Genomic DNA, 22,778 nt, shown 5'->3' on the forward strand with positions numbered 1-22,778 from the left:
TGTCTACTCCTCATAGATGCTCCGGCTCAAAGATTCTCTGGCGTTTGCAATACGCGACGAACTTCACCCAGGAAGCGTGCGCCATAGTGCCCATCGCTGGCACGGTGGTCGGCCGCCAGGCTAGTGACAACGGTAGGCATCACACACAGTTGGCCGTCCCGAACCCAAGGCCGCTCGCAGATGCGACCAAAGCCGATCAGCGCCACTTGGGGCGGATAGATCACGCCAAGCACACTGTCCACACCCTGGTCACCGAGTTGAGTGACCGTCACACTTGCGTCGCTCAGTTCTGAACTGCGCAGGGAGCCGTTGCGCGCGCGTTCCACCAGACTGGCGAGTTCACTCATCACCTGTGTCAGTGTCTTGTCGGCGACATCGTGCAGTGCTGGAGCGACCAAACCACCTTGGCGCAGGGTGATCGCTACGCCCAGATGGATCCCGGTTGCCGGCTGGAAAGCATTGTTTTTCCAGAAGCCATTGAGTTGCGGCAGCTCACGCAGGGCCACCGCGACAGCCTTGAGCAACAAGGCACTCGGCAATACGCGTTGCTGCGGCTTGCTTTGAGCATTGTGTGCCTGCAGCCACGCCATGGCATTTCCCAAGGGGATGGTCTCAAACAGGTAGTAATGGGGAATCTCACGTTTCGAGCGGCTCATGGCCACAGCAATGGCATGCCGCATGGCCCGATTGCGATCGGTCGGCTCAGCCTGACGGCCAGCATCCTCAACGTCCTCCAGGGTGACCACGCCCTGTGGGCCGCTGCCTTTCAACTCATCGAGGTTGATACTCAGTTCGGCCGCCCGCTTGCGCGCCGCTGGCGATACCCGTGGGCGGCTGGCTGATGCCATTGTTCCCTCAATCAGCGCGGTGACGGGCGTTTCAACAGGTGCAGGCGTTGGTGTGGGTCGCACGCTTGGCAAGGTCTCCCCTGACTCCAGCAACGTGGCAATCGGTGTCCCTACCGGAACCTTGGCCCCGACGCCAATAAGCAGTTCAAAGACCGTGCCATCATGCCAGCACTCCACCTCCACGGCGGCCTTGGCAGTATCGACGACAGCGATCACCTGTCCGCGATGGACCTTGTCACCGGGATGGATCTTCCACTCCAGCAAGGTGCCTTCGTCCATATCGGCACCCAGGGATGGCAGGTCGAATTCGATCATGATGGGTACTCCCGCCCTGGGTCAGCTGTTGCAATCATGGTCATGGCCCTCGGCACAAGCTCTGTGCGGCAGCAACGATCATCGACACTTGTGGTAGCGCCGCCTCTTCCAGATGCCGGGGATACGGCGTCGGCACTTCGGCGCCGCAGACGCGTAAGGGCGGCGCATCCAGTTCGAAAAATGCCTGTTCGACGATACGCGTAATAATCTCGGCGGCAAGACTGCCACTGCGCCAACCTTCGTCGACCACCAACGCTCGACGGGTTTTGCAGACCGAAGCCATGATCGTCACGTCGTCCAGTGGTCGCAGGACGCGCAGGTCAATGACTTCGACGCCAATACCCTCATCGGCCAGTTGCTCGGCAGCCGCCAGCGCCTTGCCGAGGGTACCGCCGTAGGTGATCAATGACAGATCGCTACCCTCCCGACGGACCTTGGCGGAGCGTATGTCCACTTCCGCTCCCTCACTCAGCTCACCTTCCTGGTTGTAGAGCTGGGCATGCTCGAAAATCAGAACCGGATCGGGATCGAGGAGTGCGGGCCAGAGCATTCCGCGGGCGTCTTCGAGGGTGGCCGGGGCGAGGATTTTCAGCCCGGGAATGTGCGCGTACCAGCCTTCCAGGCTATGGGAGTGCTGCGCCGCGAGCTGGCGTCCGGCCCCCGTAGCCATTCGCAGGACAAGGGGTACAGAGAACTGCCCGCCAGACATATGCCTCAGGGTTGCCGCCGTGTTCATCAGCGCGTCGAGGGCGAGCAGACTGAAGTTCACGGTCATGATTTCGACGATTGGCCGCATCCCCCCCAGCGCGGCACCAATGCCGGCACCGACGAAGCCTAATTCGGACAATGGCGTGTCGCGTATGCGCTCCGGGCCAAACTCAGCCAGCATCCCCTTGGAGACGGCATAACTGCCACCGTATCGACCGACGTCCTCACCCATCAAAAATACCCGGGCATCGCGCTGCAGGGCTTCGCGCATCGCCTCGCGCAGTGCCTCGCGGTACGTCGTGCGGCGGCTCACGAGGCCGACTCCGGTGTATAAACATCTCGACACAGGTCCTCAACCGGCTCCAGGCTGCCAGCCTCGGCATACACGACGGCAGCCTCTACCTCAGCCTCTACCTGGACGGTGATGGCGAGAAAGCCCGCTTCGTCCAGCAAGCCCTGGGCCTTGAGCCGCGCACTGTAGGTATGAATCGGCCCGCGCGCTTTCCATTGCTCAACCTCTGCCTTGTCCCGGTACAACTCTGGGTCGAACATCGAGTGGGCCCGAAATCTATAGGTCCGGAACTCCAGGAAAAACGGCCCGTGCCCTGCTCGAATCTGTTCCACCGCTGCACGGGTGGCCTCGTACACCGCGACCACGTCCATACCGTCGACCGATTGAGTGGCAACCTTGTACGCCGAGGCCTTGGCGCACAAATCAGTTTGCGACTGCGAACGTTCAAGCGCAGTGCCCATGGCATAGAGGTTGTTCTCACAGCAGAACAGCATCGGCAATTTCCACAGTGCCGCCAGATTGATTGACTCATGAAAGGCTCCTTCCGCCATCGCCCCTTCCCCAAAGAAGCACGCGGCAATCCGTGAACCACTCTGCAGTTTTTCGGCCAGGGCCAGCCCCACCGTCAGCGGCAAACCGCCGGCAACGATGGCATTGCCACCGAAGAAGCGTGTCCTGGCGTCGAACAGGTGCATCGAACCGCCGTGTCCTCGCGAGCATCCCTCCTGCCGGCCATACATCTCGGCCATGATCGCCGTCATGGGCACACCCTTGATCAACGCATGCCCATGTTCGCGATAGGTAGCGACCACCGCATCGTTCGCCGCGAGCGCATGCAGAGCGCCAACTGCCACGGCTTCTTCGCCGATATACAGGTGCAGGAAGCCTCGGATTTTTCCCTCCCCGTACAGTTCGGCGGCGCGCTCCTCAAGCCGACGAATTCGCAGCATGTCGCGCAGCAGATCGAGAGCAAAATCTCGCGTATAAGGCAGCGGCTCAATGCTCATCCCGGGTTCTCCAGGCTGGAGGTATCGCCTTCAGGCAGCCCCAGCTCCCGTGCCTTGAGCAGACGCCGCATGAGTTTGCCGCTGCGCGTGTGCGGGAGGTCCGGCAGAAACGTCAGCTCCTTGGGCGCCACCACGGCACCTAGGCGTTTACGCGCATGGCCCATCAGCTCATCGTGCAGGGCCTGGCTGGGAGTGAAACCGCTCTTGAGTGAGACAAAGGCCTTCACCGTTTCACCCAGCAAAGGATCGGGCTTGCCGATCACTGCAGCCTCCGCCACGGCCGGGTGTTCCATCAGCGAACTTTCAACCTCGAAAGGACCGATCAGGTGCCCGGCCGACTTGATCACATCGTCGCTGCGACCAATGAACCAGTAATAGCCATCAGCATCACGACGCGCCAGATCGCCACTCAAGTACCAGTCGCCGACAAAGCACTGGCTGTAACGCGCCTCTTGTCCCAGATAGGAACGGAACATGGCGGGCCATGGTTTTTTCAGGGCCAGGTCGCCAACCTCCCCATCACCGAGAAACGCCAATGCTCCGTCTTTGCCGCGTGCAACAATGGCCGCCTCAACGCCCGGCAGCGGTTTGCCCATAGAACCCGGTTTGATGTCCATGGACACTGTATTGGCAATCATGATGCCGCCGGTTTCGGTCTGCCACCAGTTGTCATGGATCGGTAAGCCCAGTACCTCCAGGCCCCACCAGACGGCCTCGGGATTGAGCGGTTCACCGACACTGGCAATAAAACGCAGATGCGGAAAGTGATGGTCACGCGCCAATTCTGCGCCGGCTTTCATGAGCAGGCGGATCGCCGTCGGGGCGGTGTACCAGACAGTGACTTGCTGTTTTTCGAGCAGGCGATACCAGCGTTCTGCATCGAACTCGCCGCTGTCGACCACACTGGTCACGCCCAGCAGCAGGGGGGCGAATATGCCGTATGAGGTGCCGGTGACCCAGCCGGGATCGGCACTGCACCAATAAATATCCTCAGGGTGCAGGTCCAGGGCGTATTTTCCGGTAACCCGGTGGGTCAGTGCTGCACCGTGTACATGCAGCACACCTTTCGGGGTCCCCGTGGTACCGCTGGTGAAGTGTAAAAGCGCGGGGGTATCGGCCGTGGTCTGTGCAATGTTGAAGTCTTCGCCTGCCTCAGCCAGCAATCGGTGCAAACTGAGCGTCCCTTCCACAGGTGTGGTGTTGCCGCCATTTTCGTCGTACAGCAACACATGTTTGAGTGCCGGTAAACGTTCACGGATACCTGCGACCTTGCGTTGGTAAAGTGTCTCGCTGGTGATCAGCACACCGCCCTCACCGAGGCGCAAGCGAGTCTCAATCGGCTCTGGACCGAACGCACAAAATAGCGGCGAAACCACGCAGCCATTCTTCAGACCACCGAGTACGCTCAGGTACAGTTCCAGCCCTCTGCCACTGAGCACGAACAGGCGGTCGCCCGGACCAACGCCCAGTGTTTTCAGGACATTGGCGAAACGGTTGGTCATGCTGCTCAATTGGGCGAAGCTGATGTCTCTGGGCCCACCGTTGCGATCAATAATACGCAAGGCCGTATGCTTCCTGTGCGCTCCCATGGCATGCCTGTCGACCGCCTCATACGCGAGATTCAATCCACCCCCCGGCAATCCGGCCAACTCGCCGGCTTCCGTCTGCCAGGAAAAAGCCTCACGGGCTTGCGCGCTGTCGAGCCAGTTAGGTACCACCGGGCAGTCGACCGGCGTTTTCTTGATAGTCGGCGAATGCATGATTTACCTCACAGCACGGTGTAGAGTTACCCGTCGCGGAACAGGTCGTCGAAATGCTCGGAGCGCCGTGCATCAATGTTGGCCCCGGCCTAAACCGCGAGAATGCTGCAGGACGTCTGGTACAAAATATGTTCGGTCGTACTGCCGATCAACTTCTCCAGCCCGTGGCGGTGGATTCGCCCCATCACGATGACATCCACCTGATGCTGGCTAGCGAATTCGGCGAGCACCGAGACCGGTTGTCCAAGGATGAAGTGCCGCCGATCAGGTGGCACGCCGTAGTGGTCCGCAAGCGTGAGAAAAGACTTCTCCAGCACGTTTCTCAGCTCCTTGGTCAGATTCGTCAGCGCCAGGCCACCACCGCCCGCATCGCCCAGATAAACCGATGACACGTCATAGGCATGCAGCAGGTGCAGTTCCGCGTCGCACTGGAGCGCCAGGCTGTTCGCTTCCTGAATAATCCGGTCATTGAGGCCGCTTTCCTGCAACTCAGGCCGTGAAGGATCAACAGCAGCGACGATGTTGTGCGGCAACGTATGACCGGTCGCACCGACCAGATAGACCGGGACCGGACACTCGCGAAGCAGGTACCAATCCATCGGAGTGATGAAGGCCCGCTTGATCGCAGGTTCATGCTGCACGTCCTTGATCAGCAGGTCAGGCTGTATTTTCGTGACGTGCTGGAGGATTTCGTACTCTGTGTCGTCAGCCCACGTCACCTCGGTAGTGACGTCGATGCCTCTCACGCGCATTCTTGTGGCTTCATCCTTAAGCCACTCACTGTGGTCCTTGAAGTAACTTTCGCGGACCTTCTCCTGAATATTTTTTTCGAGCAACAAGAGGGTTTCCACAGGTTTTATCAACGCGGCGATATGTAAGGTCGCGCCACTGGCCTTGGCCAAGGCGGCAGCACGGTTTATAGCGGGGGAGTGGCGTAACGCCGGGTCGATGATCAGCAACAGCCGTTGATACTGGCTCATGGTCTGCCTCCAGAAAGAGTGGGCTTCGACGCCTGCAGCTGATCAATCACCTGTTGCCAGCCCATGCGCCAATGCCGGATTGAGTACCAGCACAGGTCCACACTGCTCCCATGCAATGCCCGTTAACTTGATTTACATCAAATCTCTTCCTTGGGTTTTCAACGCGCCCGCCATACTCGGGCGTTTGCAAACATTCGACGTTGCCTGTGACAGCGCAACGCCGGGTTATGTGCCGATCAACCGTACGGGAAGGTCCGGATCATCCTGGATACGGAGGTTCCGCTGGCGTGTCCTTTTCCGGAATCTCGGTCATGGTCGCCTCTGTCAGTAGCAGGATGCTGGCGACCGAGACGGCGTTTTCCAACGCAATACGCACGACTTTTGTCGGATCGATGATCCCGGCTTCATACATATCCACGTAACAATTGGCCGACGCGTCGAAGCCGACATTTCCAGGCTCCGCTAGCATCCGGGCAACGACGACCCCGGCGTCCACCGCCGAATTTTCCGCGATGACTCGGGCGGGCGCTTCCAAAGCCCGACGAAGAATCTGTAACCCGGTTTTTACGTCACCCTCATAGAGGGCCTCCTCTGCCACGATAATCGGCACGGCCTTGAGCAGTGCCAAGCCGCCACCGGGGACGGTGCCTTCGGCAATCGCCGCCTTGGTCGCTGAAATAGCGTCGTCCAGAGCATCCTTGCGCGCCTTCATTTCAGCTTCGGTGGGTGCGCCCACCCGGATCACCGCGACACCGCCAGACAACTTGGCCAAGCGCTCCAGCAATTTCTCACGGTCGTAGTCGCTGGTCGTCGCGTCGACTTGCTGGCGGATCTGTTGCAGCCGGGTTTCAATCGCCTTGTGCGTGCCCGCGCCACCAATCAGGGTGGTGTTGTCTTTTTGCACCACCACGCGATGAGCTCGCCCCAGTTGGCTCAACTCCACGTGCTCCAGGCTAATACCCAGCTCGCTGGAAATCACCGTGCCCCCCGTTAGAATGGCAATATCCTGCAGCATCTCTTTACGACGGTCGCCGAAGCCGGGCGCCTTGATCGCCACCGCGCGCAATACGCCGCGAATCTGGTTGACGACCAAAGTAGTCAACGCCTCGCCTTCAATGTCATCGGCGATCAAGACCAGCGGCTGGCCGCTTTTTGCGATCATTTCAAGCAACGGGATAAGGTCTTTAAGTAAGCCAATCTTGTGGTCACAGAGCAGCAGGTAAGCATCTTCGAGCTCAACCTGCATCTTGTCGGCATCCGTCACGAAATAGGGTGAGACATAACCTCTATCAAAACGCATCCCCTCAACCACCTCGACCACTGTTTCGGTGGTCTTGGATTCCTCGACGCTGACCACGCCCTCAACACCGACCTTCTCCAGAGCGTTAGCAACCAGTTCGCCAATGGTGGCATCGTTGTGGGCTGAAAGGGTCGCTACCTGGGCCTTTTCCTTGAGCGTGCTGACCGGACGAGATTGTGCCGCCAGTGATTGCACCGCCAGCAACAGGCCCCGGTCCAATCCACGTTTGAGGTCTATGGCACTGGCACCTGCGACCACATTGCGCACACCGTCAGCAAAGATCGCATGGGCCAGGACCGTTGAGGTACTGGTGCCATCCCCCACCGCTTCACCGGTACGTTCAGCCGCCTGGCGCAACATTTGCGCACCGAGGTTTTCCTCCGGGTCCTGCAGGTCCACCTGCTTGGCAATGGTCACCCCATCGTTACAGACGATAGGCGTGCCCCATTTTTTCTGAATCAATACCGATTTCGACTTGGGTCCGAGTGTCACGCGGATGGCGTCCGCGAGTTGAGTCGCGCCACACAGGATTTTCTCGCGAGCAGCGGCGCGGAACAAAATTTTGCTGTGAGCCATCGGGGTAATCTCCTCTGCTGTCCAGTGACTGACGATTGCTTTCAGCCTCTATGAAACAGCTCGCTACCTTTTGACTTTTATCAATAAAGACCCAACCCCGGCACGCGGTCATTGGCTCAGGGCACCAGTACCGCAGCCCCTTCGAACCGGCCTTCACGAAGGTCTTCCAGCGCTTGATTAGCGTCAGTCAGAGGGTAGCGATGAGTACGCGTGACAATGCCGATTTCTGGCACCCGTTGCAGGAAATCCAGACCGTCACGGCGAGTCAGATTGGCGACTGACAGCAAGACCCGCTCTTCCCAGAGCAGTGCGTAAGGAAAGCTCGGGATATCGCTCATGTGAATGCCTGCGCACACCACGCGTCCACCCTTGCGCACAGCCTTTAGGGCAAGGGGTACGAGCGCACCGACCGGAGCAAAAATGATCGCTACATCCAGTAAGTCTGGAGGGGATTGATCCGCATTACCGGCCCATGTCGCACCCAGCTGTCTGGCAAAGTCCTGTGTAGCGGTATCGCCCGGACGCGTGAAGGCGTATACCGAGCGGCCCTGCCATTTGACGACCTGCGCCAGAATGTGTGCCGCAGCGCCGAACCCATACAAACCGACCCGCTCGCCTTCGCCCCCCATCACTAACGCTCGCCATCCGATCAGGCCCGCGCACAGCAGGGGTGCAAGCGATTCGTCGCTCCCTGTCTCGCCCAACGGAAATACATAGTGAGCCTCGGCGATGACCGAAGTAGCAAAGCCGCCGTCAAGCGTATAACCGGTAAACCGTGGGTGCTCACATAGATTCTCGCGGTGTCCGATGCAATAAGGACACACGCCACAGGTATGGCCCAGCCATGGCACCCCGACCCGCTCGCCCATCGATAACCCGATCACGCCGGGGCCGATAGCATCGATCCGCCCGACGATTTCGTGGCCCGGAATGATAGGCAGGTGCGGATTGGGTAACTCTCCGTCAACGACATGCAGGTCGGTACGACATACACCACACGCGGTTACCTTGATCCGTATCTGACCTTGACCGGGTTGCCGATCCGGAAGCTCGGTCCATTCCAGTGCGGCACCTAGCGTCTTCAACACCATAGCGTGCATCGGGTTACCTCGACGGTCCTTTAACCTGCGTTATTGCGTGAGCTGCATTCAGTGCCCCAGCACCGTCTGCGCCTCTGCGATTTCAGCAGTCGTGCCGTGCACCATCAACAGGTACTTGTCAGCCTTGAGGGCAGTCTCGTATTTGATGATCTCATCATTGGGCACCCCGACCCGGGACAAGGCCGCGCCCAACGCCGAAAGTCCCCCGACCACCAAAGCGCCTTCCAGTGCTCCCACCAGCAATGAAACCACCGGCCCGGCCAATGCGACAACTCCCAGGCCCGGCAAAAGAAAAACCGCGGGACCGATCAGCATGCCCCAGATGCTCCCCCAAAAAGCGCCGATCCCACCCCAGGTTTTCACACGATCCCCCAACGTATAGAAACCTACCGGGTGCTCCTCGCTGTGATAACCCTTGCCGACGAGAGACAGCTTCTTGACATCGAAACCGGACTGGCTCAAAAGGCGAATAGCCTCTTCCGCAGCGGCGTGGCTGTCAAAAATATACACCGATGGATTGCTCGATGATGTCATGGTGACCCCCTTACATGGACTCGATTGAACAGAGACTGTGAGGGTCCAGAGCACTCGACCCTTGGGTGCGTCAGCCAGCGATGACGTGCATGTACGACTACGACGTTCCGCGTGGGACTGGCTTTGAGCCAGACTATGCTGTGAGTAATGGAGTGGACTTGATAAAAATCAGAAAGACGGCTTGTCTCCCCCCACCCAGCGCTAACCCAAGTGACCTTATGTCAGGCGCTGGTATTGACCAACGAGCCCGAGGCACTGCCGCTTGCGCTCTTGATAGCCTGTACCAATGCGCTGGTAGCTGCCACCAACTGGCTATTGGTCGCCGCCACTTGGGACTGTGCCTGAGCGACTGCAGCGGCCTTGGCGTCTGAAGACTCGTTGCCTTTTTGCGCCGCAGCGAGAGCCTTCATTTGTACTTCCAGCTGCTTTTGCAGCTGGGCAATCTGCTTTTTCAGTTGTTTTACAATGTCGGATTCAGTGCTGCCGGTGCTGCCGGTGCTACTGCTTGCACTGGCGCCGCCTGCCTTAGTGGCGCCTTTGGCAGCAGTACCGCCCGAAACTGACGCTGCAGCGCTGCTTTTGTCGGTTGTTTCGCTGCTTTCAGCAGACGACGTCTTGGCTGTGCTGGTAGTCGCTGTCGCATAGTTGATCGTTACGCTGCTGATACTGACCATTACGTCTCAACTTTAAAAAGAGGTTTCCAGCGTATCGACACAATCCTAGAAATAGTTAGCCATATCTAATCTCGACCCGATCACGCCCTCACCAACCCTCGCCTCATGCGCTGAATGCAGAGAAAAGGGCAGGTGCGCAAAATAAGGCCTACCTATTGATCATCAATGATCACCTGAGCTTTCTTCGCTGCGGCGGTTGCGTATTCGTAGCAGATCCAAAAGTCGTGTTCGTTGACTGAATTTGAGCCCTCAAGATTCTCCAGGCATCTCGTCAGTGCGTGTTTTATGCGTCCATCATCGAAAACGATACGTGCAGCCTCTTCGCCATCTTCTGAGCGAATCACTTCCTCAAGTTGCGTTATTTGCTTGATCTTTTCCCTGAGGATGTCCTTGGCGAAAGAATCTCGCTCAATAATTTTCGTCCATTGATGATCAACCAGTTTGTCTTTCATCAGATCTCCTCGATCCAGCCCCATGCCGGACGCTCATGCAATAGTCCATAACCATCCCTAACGCCAGTCGACGCGACCGCCGCCATCATCATCATCATCATCATCATCATCATCATCTGCACTCAGCTACGCGAATCATCCGACACTTTATCTGTCGCGATTAGCGGGTCGATGCCCCAGTCACCGTGTAAATACCAATCGTCTCCGATCATCTCGGCCGGATGCATTGTGCGATCGGAACCGTTCCCGCACGCCATGGAATTCGTCGGACAGTATCTATCGCACCCCCAGCAAATGCGCTCGGGATGTTTCGGGTGGATGGGAAAATTCTTGGCCATGCCTATCTCCAAGTAACGTATAGGAGTGCCTTCAACCTATAGCGCCTGGGCGGAAATGCGCTTGATACAAATCAAGAACCACGCATTAAGATGCGTGCGTCACGCCGTGACACTGATGAAGCTAAGCTGCTCTGTATTGAAAGTGCTCGCAGGATGGTCAGCGTCAGCGATTTCCGGCCCCCTCGGACGGCACATACCTTTACCTGGAGATCTTTCTTATGCCTGAAAAGACCGCTTCATCAGTGCCTTCGGAACAACCCCAGAGCGCACTCTCAAAATGGGACGATGAAGATGCAGCAGGATCACGCCATGTCGAGGCGTTTGACCGAACACCTGAATTATCGAATGCCGAACTGGTTCATCTTCGTGTCCGTGTGATAGCCCTGGAAAATCTGGTTATCGCTTTGCTAGCGCAAGGGCCGGATCAACAACTTGCTGTAGCCCGCGAAATGGCCTCCTACATCTCGCCGAGACCGGGTTTCACCCAACACCCGCTAACGGTTCATGCGGCCTCCCACATGTTCGACAGCGTCGACCGCGCCGTGCGTTTTCGAAAACTCTCCGCGTTATAAACCTGATCGCTCCAAAAATTGACGCTAATCATTATTATTCGCAAGAAAGCCTCCTAGACTAGGGCCCTTACTCCTCAGTGCCCTCAGGAAGACCTCATGCGTGCCCCTTTTTTGCTGTCATTCGCCCTGATCTTGCTTGCACCGCTTGCCCACGCCAAGGAATACCCGATCGGGGAACCTCAGTCATGCCCGGGGCTGGAAGTCGGAGCGGTGTATTTGCAGCCAATCGAGATGGCTCCTGCCGGGATGATGCGGGCCACTGCGGATTCCGATGTTCACCTGGAAGCCGACATTCGGGCCACCGCTGACAATCGCCAAGGCTTTCAGGAAGGCAGTTTCATGCCCTACCTCAGCGTCTCTTTCAATCTGAAAAAACAGGGCAGCGAGTCGGAAATCAACGGTGACTTCCATGCGATGGTGGCCAATGACGGTCCGCACTATGGCGACAATGTAAAGCTGCTCGGCCCTGGTAAATACCACTTGACGCTCACCGTGCTGCCACCCAGCGGTCATGCGTCCCTCGGGCGTCATACCGACAAGGAAACAGGTGTGGAGCCCTGGTTTGAACGCTGCGAACTGCACTACACGTTCATCTATGCCGGCATTGGCAAAAAAGGTGGCTATTGAATGAACCGCCCACAGCCCGCACCGCGCGGCCCAAGGAGGTTCGCCTGGGTTCACCCGCGCGTTGTCTGGTTGATTCTGGCCTGGATGACCACGCCATTGACCGCCTACGCAGAGTTACCCAGCTACGAGCTGAGCCTGAACGACGGGCACTTTATCCCTGCCTTATTAGAGGTGCCTGCCGGTCAGCGCTTCAAGATCGTTCTGAAAAACATAGGTAACGGTCCAGCAGAATTCGAGAGCACGCCGTTGCGGGTCGAAAAGGTCCTGTCGCCGGGGGTGACAACCTTCGTCGTCATTCACCCCCTCAGACCCGGTCACTATCCGTTCTTCGACGAGTTCAATCCGCAATTGCCAGAGGGCGGCATCCTCGCCAAATAACCAGGCCGCACACGGGGTTTTTCATGAATCAATCAATGTTCATCGTCTGGCGTGAAAGCGTCGAGGCGCTGCTGGTGATCGGCATTCTCCAGGCCTGGGTCAGCCAACAAAGCCAAGGCAATCGTCTGGCCAGATACTTATGGACCGGGGTGACTCTGGGATTGTTGCTGTCGGGATTGTTGGCAGCGCTGATTCTGTTTGCCGGAGAAGCCATGAGTGGATCGGCCAACGAATGGTTCCAAGCCGCACTGGCATTGATTGCCAGCCTGCTGATTGTGAAAATGGTCGGCTGGATGCATCGTCATGGACGCACCCTCAAGCATGATCTACGGCGCCATGCCGATAGCCACCTGGCTCGGCAAGGTGGCCTTGGTCTGTTGTTGCTGGCAATGCTCGCGGTCAGTCGCGAAAGCAGCGAAACCGTAGTTTTCCTCTACGGCGCTGGAGCTCAGTTGCGCGGCCCGCAGCTCGGACTGTTCGCAGTCGGTGGGGTGTCGGGACTGGTGCTGGCAACGTTGACCATCGCCCTGCTGCACAGCAGCCGCCGATTCATTTCATGGCATAGGTTCTTTGTGATCAGCGAAATCCTTTTGCTCATGCTCGGCGCAGCCTTGTTGGTCAGCGGCACCGAGCGGATTGGCGGCCAACTGCTCGCCCTGGATCTGCCGGAAGTGGTTTATAGAGGCGTTGGTGAAGCCCTCTGGGACAGCAGCGCGTTGCTGAGTGACAGCCGCGGGCTGGGTGGCTTCCTCGCTGGCTTTACAGGTTATAGGGCAACCCCCAGTTGTGTGACCTTGCTGGTGTTGGTCGGCTACTGGCTGGCCGTCGGCGGCTGGTTGCGGCAACACCCTACGGGAAAAACCCCATGCCTGACCTGAGTCGCTGCAATCAATGGCTCCAGCGCCTGGGTCACGGAATGCGCCGCCACGCGCCAGTGATTCGCGCCGTGCAATGGGCCGTTGTACTTTTCTATGCCTTGCTTTTAGTGATACCCGCGATGTTACCGCTACCGGACAGCCAGGCACGGTTCCTCGACAACCTGACCTTGCTCGCGCAATTCCTGTTCTGGGGCATCTGGTGGCCATTCGTACTGTTGTCGATGGTGCTGTTCGGCCGGCTGTGGTGTGGTGTTCTGTGTCCGGAAGGGTCTCTGACCGAGTGGGCCAGCCGCTACGGCAAAGGCTTGGGCGTGCCGCGCTGGTTACGCTGGAGCGGCTGGCCAACGTTGGCGTTTTGCCTGACCACCCTCTACGGCCAATTGATCAGCGTTTATGACTACGCTCAAGCGGCGCTGTTGATTCTAGGGGGTTCGACGGTCGCAGCAGTCATCGTCGGCTTGCTGTTCGCCCGTGGCAAGCGGGTCTGGTGCCGATACCTGTGCCCGGTCAGTGGGGTCTTTGCCCTCCTCGCCCGACTGGCACCCGTGCATTTCAAGGTAGACGAACAACGCTGGATGGAAAATGCCGAACCACGCCTGCCGCCGCCCAATTGCGCCCCCTTGCTCGATATCCGTCGCCTGCAAGGGGCCAGTGACTGCCATGCCTGCGGACGCTGTAGCGGGCAACGCGGCGCGGTTCGGTTGATCGCCCGCTCCAGCAATCAGGAAATTCTTCAATCAACGAAACACAGACTATCGCCCTGGGATGCACGACTACTGCTCTTCGGCGTGATCGGTCTGGCCATGGGCGCTTTTCAGTGGACAGTCAGCCCGTGGTTCGTCTCCCTCAAACAACAGCTCGCCTCATGGTTGGTGGAACAGGACCTGCTCTGGCCCTTGCAGGACAACGCCCCCTGGTGGCTACTCACGCATTATCCGCAGCTCAACGACAGCTTCAGTTGGCTAGACGGCTTCAGCATTATTACTTATCTGGCCTTGAGTTCGATGCTGCTGGGTACGGCCTTGCTGATTCTGTTGCGTTTCACCGCGCGACTGGCAGGAAATCCGGCACTGTATTCGCCCCTGGCCCTGACCCTCACGCCCCTTGGCGGCGCCGGGCTGTTTCTGGGGCTGTCGGCAACTACCGTAAAATTGCTGCGCTATGAAGGTCTGCTGGTGGAGTGGGTGCAGCCGACAAGGGCATCGCTGTTGATGGCGGCGATGGGTTGGAGTTTGTCGCTGGGCTGGAAACTACTGGGCCACGAGCAGGTTTCATTGCCTCGGCGCGTCGCAGGCAGCGGGTGCCTGTTATTGGCTAATGGGTTGGTGGGGTATGGCTGGTGGCTGCGATTTTGGGGTTGGTAGCCGTCTCAAAGTGAAACTGTGGAGGTGTTCATCCCCCACGCAACACAAACTGCGGAAACAACTCACGCATGACAGCCCAAAGATCGGCTTGCTCAGCCTGTGCCGAAACGCTCGACAGGTGCGGATCAAGCATCCGCGCAGTCCTGACCAACTGCACGGCAAAACATTTGACCCCTTGAGCACTCAAACGCCGGGCCAGAGTCAACAACTGTGTCGGGTCGAACAAGTGCCAATGCACCGTAGTCCGACACTCATAGTCGACACCGCTGGCCAACAGATGCTCCAGGCTCAGCCAGTTGGCGGCACCGCTGCCCCCGACCCGGGTAATGGTTTGACAATCCTCAGGCAACGCCTTGATATCGAAACCGACCCAATCGGCCCCTCTAACGGCCTTGGCAAAGGCGGCCGGTTTGATTCCGGCGCTGTGCAAACCGATACGAAATCCCATCTCTCGCACTTGTTCCATAGCGCCAGGCAAGCCGTCCTGCAGCGTTGGCTCTCCGCCGCTGAACACCACGGCATCGAGCAAGCCCTGACGACGTCGCAGAAACGCCAGCACCTGACACCAATCCACTTCTTCACTGCCGCGAGGCGGGATCAATTGCGGGTTATGGCAATAACGACAGCGCCAGGCGCAACCCTGGCAAAACAACACGCAGGCTAGCTGTCCCGGATAGTCGAGAGTGGTCAGGGGCACCATGCCCCCGACCCGAAGCGTTCGACTCATTGGCGCCCGGCCAGCGCCGCACTTTCAGTGAAATGGACCCGTTCGCGATGCTCGGACTGCTTGCCCGGATTGAACGCCGATACCGGACGGTGATAGCCCATCACTCGGGTCCAGACTTCGCAGCGTTGACGTTGAGCCTGAGGCAGGGTTTGCGATGCATTCATGGTGAAGTTCCTTGCGGTGAGTGAATCGAAATCAATGAACGGTGCCGGTTTGCTGTTCCTTGAGCAGCAATGCCTCGTCGCATTTGGGGCAGAACTCATGTTCACCATCGAGGTAGCCATGTACCGGACAGATGGAAAACGTTGGGGTCACGGTCAGGTAAGGCAGGCGGAAACGTCCGAGTGCCTTGCGCACCAGCTGTTTGCAGGCCTCGGTCGAGGAAATCCGTTCGGCCATGTATAAATGCAGCACCGTGCCGCCGGTGTATTTGCATTGCAGTTCGTCCTGAAGCTCCAGCGCCTCGAAAGGATCGTCGGTATAGCCCACTGGCAGTTGCGAAGAGTTGGTGTAATACGGCGCTTCAACGCTACCAGCCTGAAGAATATCCGGATAACGTTTGCGGTCTTCCTTGGCGAAACGGTAAGTGGTGCCCTCGGCCGGGGTCGCTTCGAGGTTGTAGAGGTGCCCGGTTTCCTCCTGAAAACGCAGCAAAGTGGCACGTACATGGTCCAGCAGCTTCAGGGCAAACTCCCGGCCCTGCTCGGTGTGCATGCCCTGCTCGTCTCCGGTGAAGTTGCGCAGCATTTCATGCAGGCCGTTGAGGCCTATGGTGGAAAAATGGTTGCGCAAGGTGCCCAGATAACGCTTGGTGTAAGGGTACAAACCTGCGTCCATGTGGTGCTGGATCACCTTGCGCTTGACCTCCAGGCTTTCCATCGCCAGTTCCATCAGGGTGTCCAGACGGCGCAGCAGGCCGCTGATATCGCCCTTGAACACATAGCCCAGACGCGCGCAGTTGAGGGTAACGACGCCCAGTGAGCCAGTCTGTTCCGCCGAGCCGAACAAGCCGCCGCCGCGCTTGAGCAACTCGCGAACATCCAGCTGCAAGCGACAACACATCGAGCGCACCTGATTGGGTAGCAAGTCCGAGTTGAGAAAGTTCTGGAAGTACGGCAGCCCGTAACGTGCCGTCATCTCGAACAGGCGATCGGCATTCTCACTGTCCCAGGGGAAATCATGGGTAATGTTGTAGGTCGGAATCGGGAAGGTGAACACGCGCCCCTTGGCATCCCCGGCTTGCATCACCTCGATATAGGCACGGTTGAGCAGGTCCATCTCAGCCTGCAAATCGCCGTAGGCATAAGGCATTTCCACTCCGCCGACAACGGGAATCTGTTCACGTAGATCCTCCGGGCATACCCAGTCGAACGTCAGGTTGGTGAACGGTGTCTGGGTCCCCCAGCGCGAGGGCACATTGAGGTTGTAGATGAACTCTTGCAGCGCCTGGCGGACGTCCTTGTAGCTCAATTCGTCGTTGCGCACATAAGGCGCCATATAGGTGTCGAATGAGCTGAACGCCTGAGCCCCGGCCCATTCGTTTTGCAGGGTGCCGAGGAAGTTCACCATCTGCCCCAAGGCGCTACTCAGGTGCTGGGGCGGCCCTGCTTCGACACGGCCCGGCACACCATTGAGGCCTTCATGCAGCAACGTGCGCAGCGACCAACCGGCGCAATATCCAGCGAGCATGTCCAAGTCATGGATATGCAGATCGGCCTCGCGGTGGGCCTGACCAATGGCCTCGCTGTACACCTCATCCAGCCAGTAATTGGCAGTGACCTTGCCGGAGACATTAAGCACCAGCCCACCGAGCGAATACCCCTGATTGGCGTTGGCCTGCACCCGCCAGTCTTCGCGAGACAGGTACTCGTTCATCGAAGCAGCCACCTCGACGATCGCCTTGCGGTCACGACGCAGGCGTCCATGCTGCTCCCGATAGACGATGTAGGCACGCAGGGCCTGAAAGAAACCGGCATCCATCAAGACCCGCTCGACCCGATCCTGGATCTGCTCGACATGCAACTCCGGTAAATCCTCCAGATGGACCAGCACAGCGTCGAGCAACTCCTCGGCCATGGCCGCATCGACGAAATCATCGCTGGCGCGACCGGTGGCGATGATCGCCTGACGGATTTTGTCTGCATCAAAGGCGACCTGACTGCCATCGCGTTTGTGCAAGCGGTTACACCCTACTGTGATCAGCGTGCTCTGCATTTGGCCTCCAAACACTACATATAGATGTTTTAACTGTTAAAAACACAACATGCAGTTAAGACTACGGACAAAGGACTCATCTGCAATTGATCGACGTCAAGAATCGTCAGCAAAAAAAAGGCCGCCCACGGCGGCCAGAAAACACGAAAGATCAACCGCCACTCATGCTCATGAAGCGCAGAATCTGCACCTCACCTTCGGGGTTGAAATCGTGACGCAACGGCTTGCCGAGCAAGGCTTGGCGCACTGCGTTGATCACCGGTTGGTCCTCCAGCGGATAGCGGCGCAGCAAACCGCGCAAATCAAGGGCATCGTCCTGACCCAGGCAAAGCAACAGCCGCCCTTCAACCGTCATCCGCACCCGGTTGCAGCTGCCACAGAAGTTGTGGCTGTTGGGTGAAATGAAACCGATCCGGGTATCGGGGTAGCGCTCCAGGCGCACATAACGTGCAGGTCCGCCGCTGTTTTCGGTGCTGTCGAGTAACCGATGACGACTCGCGATCAGTGCACGTACCTCGTCGCTGGAACAGAATGTCTCGCCCCGCGAACGTCCGACGTCGCCCAAGGGCATCTCTTCAATGAAACTGATATCGATGTGTTGCTCGATGGCGTACTGCACCAACCCCAAGACTTCATCGAAGTTGCGCCCTTTCATGACCACGCAATTGAGCTTGATCCGCTCAAAGCCCGCACCGCGAGCCGCTTCGATGCCGCTGAGCACCTGATCGAGATCGCCGTTGCGGGTGATGGCGCGAAATTTCTCCCCGTCCAGGCTATCGAGGCTGATATTCATCCGCTTGACCCCGGCCTCCGCCAACGGCCGGGCCAAACGGCCCAGTTGCGAGCCGTTGCTGGTCATCACCAATTCGCGCAGACCGGGCAAAGCGGCGATGTTGCGGCACAGGCCGACAATACCGGGGCGAATCAGCGGCTCGCCGCCGGTCAGGCGGATTTTGCGCACTCCCAGACCGACAAACAGCGTCGCCAGGCGCTGCAACTCTTCGAGCGTAAGGACCTGCTGACGCGGCAAGAAGGTCATATTTTTCGCCATGCAATACACACAGCGAAAATCACAACGATCTGTCACCGACATCCGCAAATAATCGATCTGCCGCCCAAAACCATCCTGCATGACAGCGCTCATTACATCTCCCGGTTTGCCAAAGGTTACTGCACCAGCGGTGAGTCGGCGCCCTGCAGGTGAATACCGCGAATATCCGCGGCACCGATCAGGGTTTGCAGGTACTGCACCAAGGCTTTCTGCCAGACACCTTGCTGCAGCTGCGTGCGAATCGCTGTCGAAACCACCTCATAGGGCAACGGCATGCCTTCGATCCGTTGATCGACACTGATCACGTGCCAGCCGTAGCGACTCTCCAACGGTTTACTGGCCAGTCCCGGCGCAAGGGTAAACAGCTGGCGTTCCAGCTCGGGCACGGTTTGCCCTTTGCTGATCTGCCCCAGCGAGCCCCCTTGGGCTTTCGACGGACAGGCCGAATACTTCTGCGCCACCTCGGAGAAGCTGCCGGGGAAATCCTCCAGGCGCTGTAGCAGTACTTCTGCCTGATCGTGCGCCAGGCCGCGGGCCTCGGCATCGTCCGGGGCGCACTCAAGCAGAATGTGCCGCACCGCTAACAGCGGCGCGCTGTGGAAGCGTCCGCGATTGTTTTCGTAATAACGAAGGCTGGTTTCCTCATCACACTGAGGCACCTGCACCTCACGTTCGAGCAACAAACGGGTGGCCGCTTCCTCTTCGTTCTCACCGGCACCTATCTGCAACGACAGGTCGAGTTCGGCGATCCGCTGCTGCAACAATTCGCGGATCACCAGCGCCCTGGCGGCCAGATAGACCGCCTCCTCGCGGCTTTCGGCCGGGTGATATTGCAGCTCCAGAGCCATCATTTCTGGGGTGATCGATACATCGTTGACGCTGATGATCGGCCATTCCTGTTCGCTGCTGGCGATCAACTGCACCGGGGCGCCGTCGGCAGCCGCCGGTTCAGTTGCGCCTGATTCAACCGGGAGGGGCTCAAACTGCACCGCCCCGCCTGACGCGATATCGACGACGCCGGGCGCCGAGGACTCCGCTTGCTTTGAAGATCCGCAGCCACCGCTGCCGCCGTTACCGCCGCCACATCCACATCCACCTGACATGATTGCCTCCTCAGATTTTCTGCCGAACGATTTGATAACGCCGTCCCAGGTACCAGATCGGTGCACTGATCATGTGTACAAGACGGGTGAAGGGGAACAGCACGAACAGGGTCAAGCCGAGAAACACGTGCAGTTTGTAGGTCAAACCGACCGGTTCGATGGCCGCTGCCGCTTCCATCGGACGCAACAGCACGGTGTTCTGCGCCCATTCGGCGAGCATCACCATCACCGAGCCGTCCATGTGCGAAGTGGACGCCACGATCGTCAGCAGACCGAGTACCAACTGCGCCAGCAACACCAGCAGAATTAAAATATCTGAAGGGCTGGAAGTGGCGCGGACCCGTGGATCAGTGAGCCGTCGATTGACCAGCATCAGCAGACCAATCAGGCACAACAGGCCAAAAACCCCGCCGGAGACCATCGCCAGCAACTGCTTGTTCTCAGTGCTGATCACATGGTGATAAACCGACGCGGGCGTCAGCAGGCCGACAAAGTGCCCAGCCAATACAAACAACACACCAATATGGAAGAAGTTGCTCGCCACGCGCATCCCGCGCTTGTTGAGCATCTGGCTGGAACCAGCCTTCCAGGTGTACTGCGAGAGATCGAAGCGTGCCCAACTGCCTAACAGGCAGATCGCCAAGGCGACATAGGGGTACACCCCGAACAACAACAGATTCCATTTAGACATTACCTACCTCCCCGGCTGGCACGGCGGCCAACCCTTCATGCTGAAAATCGACCCAGTGCAGCGGGACTGCGCTTTCCTCACGGGCCTTGCCCGGCGCACTCGGCAGGGAGCCACAACGGTCCTGCTGTTCAGCCTGGAGAAAGTCCACAGCCTCTTCTTCCCATATCTTGTCGAGGGCTTCGAGGGAGTCGTCGCGGGGTTCCGCTGCAACCTGTGCGCGCAGATCGGCCACCGCCTGATGGGGCTCGGCTCCGGCGATCTGCAGCAGCGCCCGGAAGCAACTGGCATACGCACTCTCACGCTCTTCCAGACGCGCCGCCAGCAAGGCCAACAGATGCGACACATCGGCCAGGCCCTCGCGAGCCTCGATGTCTTCGCGGGTGGAGAGGAACTCCAGATACAGCGGGATGTAGTCCGGCAGCTCTTTGACGCCGATGGCAAAACCGGCCTCCTCGTATTGCGCCATCATGTCGACCATGGCTTGACCCCGGTCACGGGATTCGCCGTGCACATGCTCGAACAGCAGCAGCGACAGCGAGCGACCCCGACCAAACAGCGCACCGTAGTGCTCCTGCCCGTCCATCAGGTCATTGGCGCAGATCAGCTCAAGCAATTCGAACAACGCGCCGCGCTGCTTGGGGCTGATTTCCCGGGCCTGGATAATCGCCTGTTCCAGTTCTTCACGGCCGGCGATCAATGTCTCGGTCGGATAATCGAGCAGAAGCGAAATCACTTTGAGAATGCGCATGCTCATTCCTCCCACAACTGAACGGTTTTCAGGATGTCGCGGCGGTTGGCTTTCTTCGCGCCAAACATATTGGTGTCGGAACTGCCACTGCAGCCGCTACCGAAACTGAAGCCGCAGCCCGAGCGCTCGGCAAAGGCATCGCTCATGGCATCTTCACGGTGGGCACTGGGCACCACGAAACGGTCTTCGTAGTTGGCAATCGCCAGGTAGCGATACATCTCCTCGACCTGGGCCACGCTCAAGCCGACATCCGCGAGCACTTGCAAGTCCTGAACGCCATCGACTTGTTCGGAACGTTTGTAGGCACGCATTGCCAGCAAGCGTTTAAGCGCACGCTTGACCGGTTTTTCATCGCCTGCGGTCAGCAGGTTGGCCAGGTACTTCAGTGGAATACGCAGGCTGTCAACGTCCGGGATCACCCCGTTCATGCCCACGGTGCCGGCAGTGGCGGCGTTCTGGATCGGTGACAGCGGCGGTACGTACCAGACCATTGGCAAGGTGCGGTATTCCGGGTGCAGCGGCAGCGCCAGCTTCCAGTCCACGGCCATTTTGTAGACCGGCGAACGTTGTGCGGAATCGATCACCGACTGCGGCACACCGTCGGCCAGGGCCTGGCGAATCACTGCCGGGTCGTTCGGGTCGAGGAAGATCTCCAGTTGTTTTTCGTACAGATCCTGCTCATTCGCCGTGCTCGCCACTTCGCTGATGCGGTCGGCGTCATACAGCAGCACACCGAGGTAGCGAATCCGCCCGACGCAAGTTTCGGCACAGACCGTCGGCATCCCGGCTTCGATACGCGGGTAGCAGAAGATGCACTTCTCGGATTTACCGCTTTTCCAGTTGAAGTAGATCTTCTTGTACGGGCAGCCGCTGATGCACATCCGCCAGCCACGGCATTTTTCCTGGTCGATCAGGACAATCCCGTCTTCTTCGCGCTTGTAGATCGCCCCGCTCGGGCAGGCCGCTGCGCACGTAGGGTTGAGGCAGTGCTCGCACAGACGCGGCAAATACATCATGAATGTATTTTCATACTCGCCGTAGATGTCGGCCTGGATCTTGTCGAAGTTCTTGTCTTTGCGCCGTTTGGCGAATTCGGTACCGAGGATTTCCTCCCAGTTCGGGCCCCACTCGATTTTTTCCATACGCTTGCCAGAAATCAGCGAGCGCGGCCGTGCCGTTGGCTGGTGCTCGCCCAGCGGTGCGGTGTGCAGATGCTGGTAATCGAAGTCGAAGGGTTCGTAGTAATCATCAAGGCTCGGCAGATCCGGGTTGGCAAAAATGTTCGCCAACACGCGGAATTTACCGCCAATGCGCGGGTTAATCGTGCCGTTGGCATTGCGGATCCAGCCGCCCTTCCACTTGTCCTGGTTTTCCCATTCTTTCGGGTAACCGATCCCGGGTTTCGATTCGACGTTGTTGAACCAGGCGTATTCCATGCCTTCGCGACTGGTCCAGACGTTTTTGCAGGTGATTGAGCACGTGTGGCAACCGATGCATTTGTCCAGGTTCAGAACCATGCCGATTTGTGAGCGAATCTTCAT

General features: G+C 58.5%; 24 protein-coding genes. 5 read left to right on the forward strand and 19 right to left on the reverse strand.

Annotated elements, in window-relative coordinates; translation table 11 throughout:
- Positions 1-26: 26 nt before the first annotated feature.
- The 11 genes from QN399_RS13975 to QN399_RS14025 all read right to left on the reverse strand — a co-directional run bounded on the left by QN399_RS13975 (position 27) and on the right by QN399_RS14025 (position 10,884).
- The gene (locus QN399_RS13975) at positions 27-1,163 is read right to left on the reverse strand and encodes a dihydrolipoamide acetyltransferase family protein (RefSeq protein ID WP_330201058.1); all 1,137 of its coding nucleotides are present in this window, start codon (positions 1,161-1,163) and stop codon (positions 27-29) included.
- Between the two features lie 40 nt (positions 1,164-1,203).
- Positions 1,204-2,184: an alpha-ketoacid dehydrogenase subunit beta gene (locus tag QN399_RS13980; RefSeq protein ID WP_330201059.1), complete on the reverse strand. Its 981-nt coding sequence runs from the start codon at positions 2,182-2,184 to the stop codon at positions 1,204-1,206.
- Complete coding sequence (pdhA, locus tag QN399_RS13985) at positions 2,181-3,170, reverse strand: pyruvate dehydrogenase (acetyl-transferring) E1 component subunit alpha (protein WP_322178892.1); 990 nt, start codon at positions 3,168-3,170, stop codon at positions 2,181-2,183. Before pdhA ends, QN399_RS13980 begins: the two co-directional genes overlap by 4 nt.
- Positions 3,167-4,930 carry an acetate--CoA ligase gene (gene acsA / locus QN399_RS13990; protein ID WP_330201060.1) on the reverse strand — a complete coding sequence of 588 codons (1,764 nt, stop codon included), beginning with the start codon at positions 4,928-4,930 and terminating at the stop codon, positions 3,167-3,169. Before acsA ends, pdhA begins: the two co-directional genes overlap by 4 nt.
- A gap of 89 nt (positions 4,931-5,019) precedes the next feature.
- Complete coding sequence (locus QN399_RS13995) at positions 5,020-5,910, reverse strand: universal stress protein (protein WP_322178890.1); 891 nt, start codon at positions 5,908-5,910, stop codon at positions 5,020-5,022.
- Positions 5,911-6,169: 259 nt separating this feature from the next.
- Entirely contained in the window at positions 6,170-7,786 is a 1,617-nt protein-coding gene (gene groL / locus QN399_RS14000; protein WP_322178889.1) for a chaperonin GroEL, read from the reverse strand.
- A 116-nt stretch (positions 7,787-7,902) separates the two neighbouring features.
- Positions 7,903-8,886 carry a zinc-dependent alcohol dehydrogenase family protein gene (locus QN399_RS14005; RefSeq protein ID WP_330201061.1) on the reverse strand — a complete coding sequence of 328 codons (984 nt, stop codon included), beginning with the start codon at positions 8,884-8,886 and terminating at the stop codon, positions 7,903-7,905.
- Between the two features lie 48 nt (positions 8,887-8,934).
- Positions 8,935-9,420, reverse strand: coding sequence for a hypothetical protein (locus QN399_RS14010; protein WP_322178887.1), 486 nt, complete (start codon positions 9,418-9,420; stop codon positions 8,935-8,937).
- Positions 9,421-9,641: 221 nt separating this feature from the next.
- Complete coding sequence (locus QN399_RS14015) at positions 9,642-10,094, reverse strand: hypothetical protein (RefSeq protein ID WP_330201062.1); 453 nt, start codon at positions 10,092-10,094, stop codon at positions 9,642-9,644.
- A gap of 152 nt (positions 10,095-10,246) precedes the next feature.
- Positions 10,247-10,546, reverse strand: coding sequence for a hypothetical protein (locus tag QN399_RS14020; protein ID WP_322178885.1), 300 nt, complete (start codon positions 10,544-10,546; stop codon positions 10,247-10,249).
- Positions 10,547-10,668: 122 nt separating this feature from the next.
- Complete coding sequence (locus QN399_RS14025; RefSeq protein ID WP_330201063.1) at positions 10,669-10,884, reverse strand: DUF3079 domain-containing protein; 216 nt, start codon at positions 10,882-10,884, stop codon at positions 10,669-10,671.
- A gap of 218 nt (positions 10,885-11,102) precedes the next feature.
- Here QN399_RS14025 and QN399_RS14030 point away from each other — a divergent pair, with 218 nt between their 5' ends.
- The 5 genes from QN399_RS14030 to QN399_RS14050 all read left to right on the forward strand — a co-directional run bounded on the left by QN399_RS14030 (position 11,103) and on the right by QN399_RS14050 (position 14,703).
- Positions 11,103-11,456: a hypothetical protein gene (locus QN399_RS14030; protein WP_322178883.1), complete on the forward strand. Its 354-nt coding sequence runs from the start codon at positions 11,103-11,105 to the stop codon at positions 11,454-11,456.
- Between the two features lie 96 nt (positions 11,457-11,552).
- A complete protein-coding gene (locus QN399_RS14035) occupies positions 11,553-12,083 on the forward strand; it encodes an iron transporter (RefSeq protein WP_322178882.1) in 531 nt (176 codons plus the stop codon).
- The gene (locus QN399_RS14040) at positions 12,084-12,461 is read left to right on the forward strand and encodes a cupredoxin domain-containing protein (protein ID WP_322216705.1); all 378 of its coding nucleotides are present in this window, start codon (positions 12,084-12,086) and stop codon (positions 12,459-12,461) included.
- 23 nt (positions 12,462-12,484) lie between these two features.
- A complete protein-coding gene (locus QN399_RS14045; protein ID WP_322178881.1) occupies positions 12,485-13,339 on the forward strand; it encodes an FTR1 family protein in 855 nt (284 codons plus the stop codon).
- Positions 13,327-14,703 (forward strand): 4Fe-4S binding protein, encoded by a 1,377-nt coding sequence (locus QN399_RS14050; protein ID WP_330201064.1) that lies wholly within the window; start codon positions 13,327-13,329, stop codon positions 14,701-14,703. Before QN399_RS14045 ends, QN399_RS14050 begins: the two co-directional genes overlap by 13 nt.
- 28 nt (positions 14,704-14,731) lie before the next feature.
- Here QN399_RS14050 and QN399_RS14055 read toward each other — a convergent pair whose 3' ends face one another.
- The 8 genes from QN399_RS14055 to narH all read right to left on the reverse strand — a co-directional run bounded on the left by QN399_RS14055 (position 14,732) and on the right by narH (position 22,778).
- Positions 14,732-15,430, reverse strand: a complete 699-nt coding sequence (locus QN399_RS14055; protein ID WP_322216711.1) for an anaerobic ribonucleoside-triphosphate reductase activating protein — start codon at positions 15,428-15,430, stop codon at positions 14,732-14,734.
- Positions 15,427-15,594 (reverse strand): anaerobic ribonucleoside-triphosphate reductase, encoded by a 168-nt coding sequence (gene nrdD, locus QN399_RS14060; RefSeq protein WP_219060010.1) that lies wholly within the window; start codon positions 15,592-15,594, stop codon positions 15,427-15,429. The genes QN399_RS14055 and nrdD overlap by 4 nt, the downstream gene beginning before the upstream one ends.
- Positions 15,595-15,625: 31 nt before the next feature.
- Positions 15,626-17,644, reverse strand: a complete 2,019-nt coding sequence (locus QN399_RS14065; protein ID WP_322178878.1) for a ribonucleoside triphosphate reductase — start codon at positions 17,642-17,644, stop codon at positions 15,626-15,628.
- A gap of 151 nt (positions 17,645-17,795) precedes the next feature.
- Positions 17,796-18,788 (reverse strand): GTP 3',8-cyclase MoaA, encoded by a 993-nt coding sequence (gene moaA, locus QN399_RS14070; RefSeq protein ID WP_322178877.1) that lies wholly within the window; start codon positions 18,786-18,788, stop codon positions 17,796-17,798.
- A gap of 23 nt (positions 18,789-18,811) precedes the next feature.
- Positions 18,812-19,798: a peptidylprolyl isomerase gene (locus QN399_RS14075; RefSeq protein WP_322216714.1), complete on the reverse strand. Its 987-nt coding sequence runs from the start codon at positions 19,796-19,798 to the stop codon at positions 18,812-18,814.
- 10 nt (positions 19,799-19,808) lie between these two features.
- On the reverse strand, positions 19,809-20,489 hold the full coding sequence (gene narI, locus QN399_RS14080; RefSeq protein WP_322178875.1) for a respiratory nitrate reductase subunit gamma: 681 nt from the start codon (positions 20,487-20,489) through the stop codon (positions 19,809-19,811).
- Positions 20,482-21,237, reverse strand: a complete 756-nt coding sequence (gene narJ, locus QN399_RS14085) for a nitrate reductase molybdenum cofactor assembly chaperone (protein WP_219060015.1) — start codon at positions 21,235-21,237, stop codon at positions 20,482-20,484. The genes narI and narJ overlap by 8 nt, the downstream gene beginning before the upstream one ends.
- Before the next feature lie 2 nt (positions 21,238-21,239).
- Positions 21,240-22,778, reverse strand: coding sequence for a nitrate reductase subunit beta (gene narH / locus QN399_RS14090; protein WP_046047388.1), 1,539 nt, complete (start codon positions 22,776-22,778; stop codon positions 21,240-21,242).

The sequence above is a fragment of the Pseudomonas sp. 10C3 genome (assembly GCF_036346185.1).
In the GTDB taxonomy this organism is placed as follows: Bacteria; Pseudomonadota; Gammaproteobacteria; order Pseudomonadales; family Pseudomonadaceae; genus Aquipseudomonas.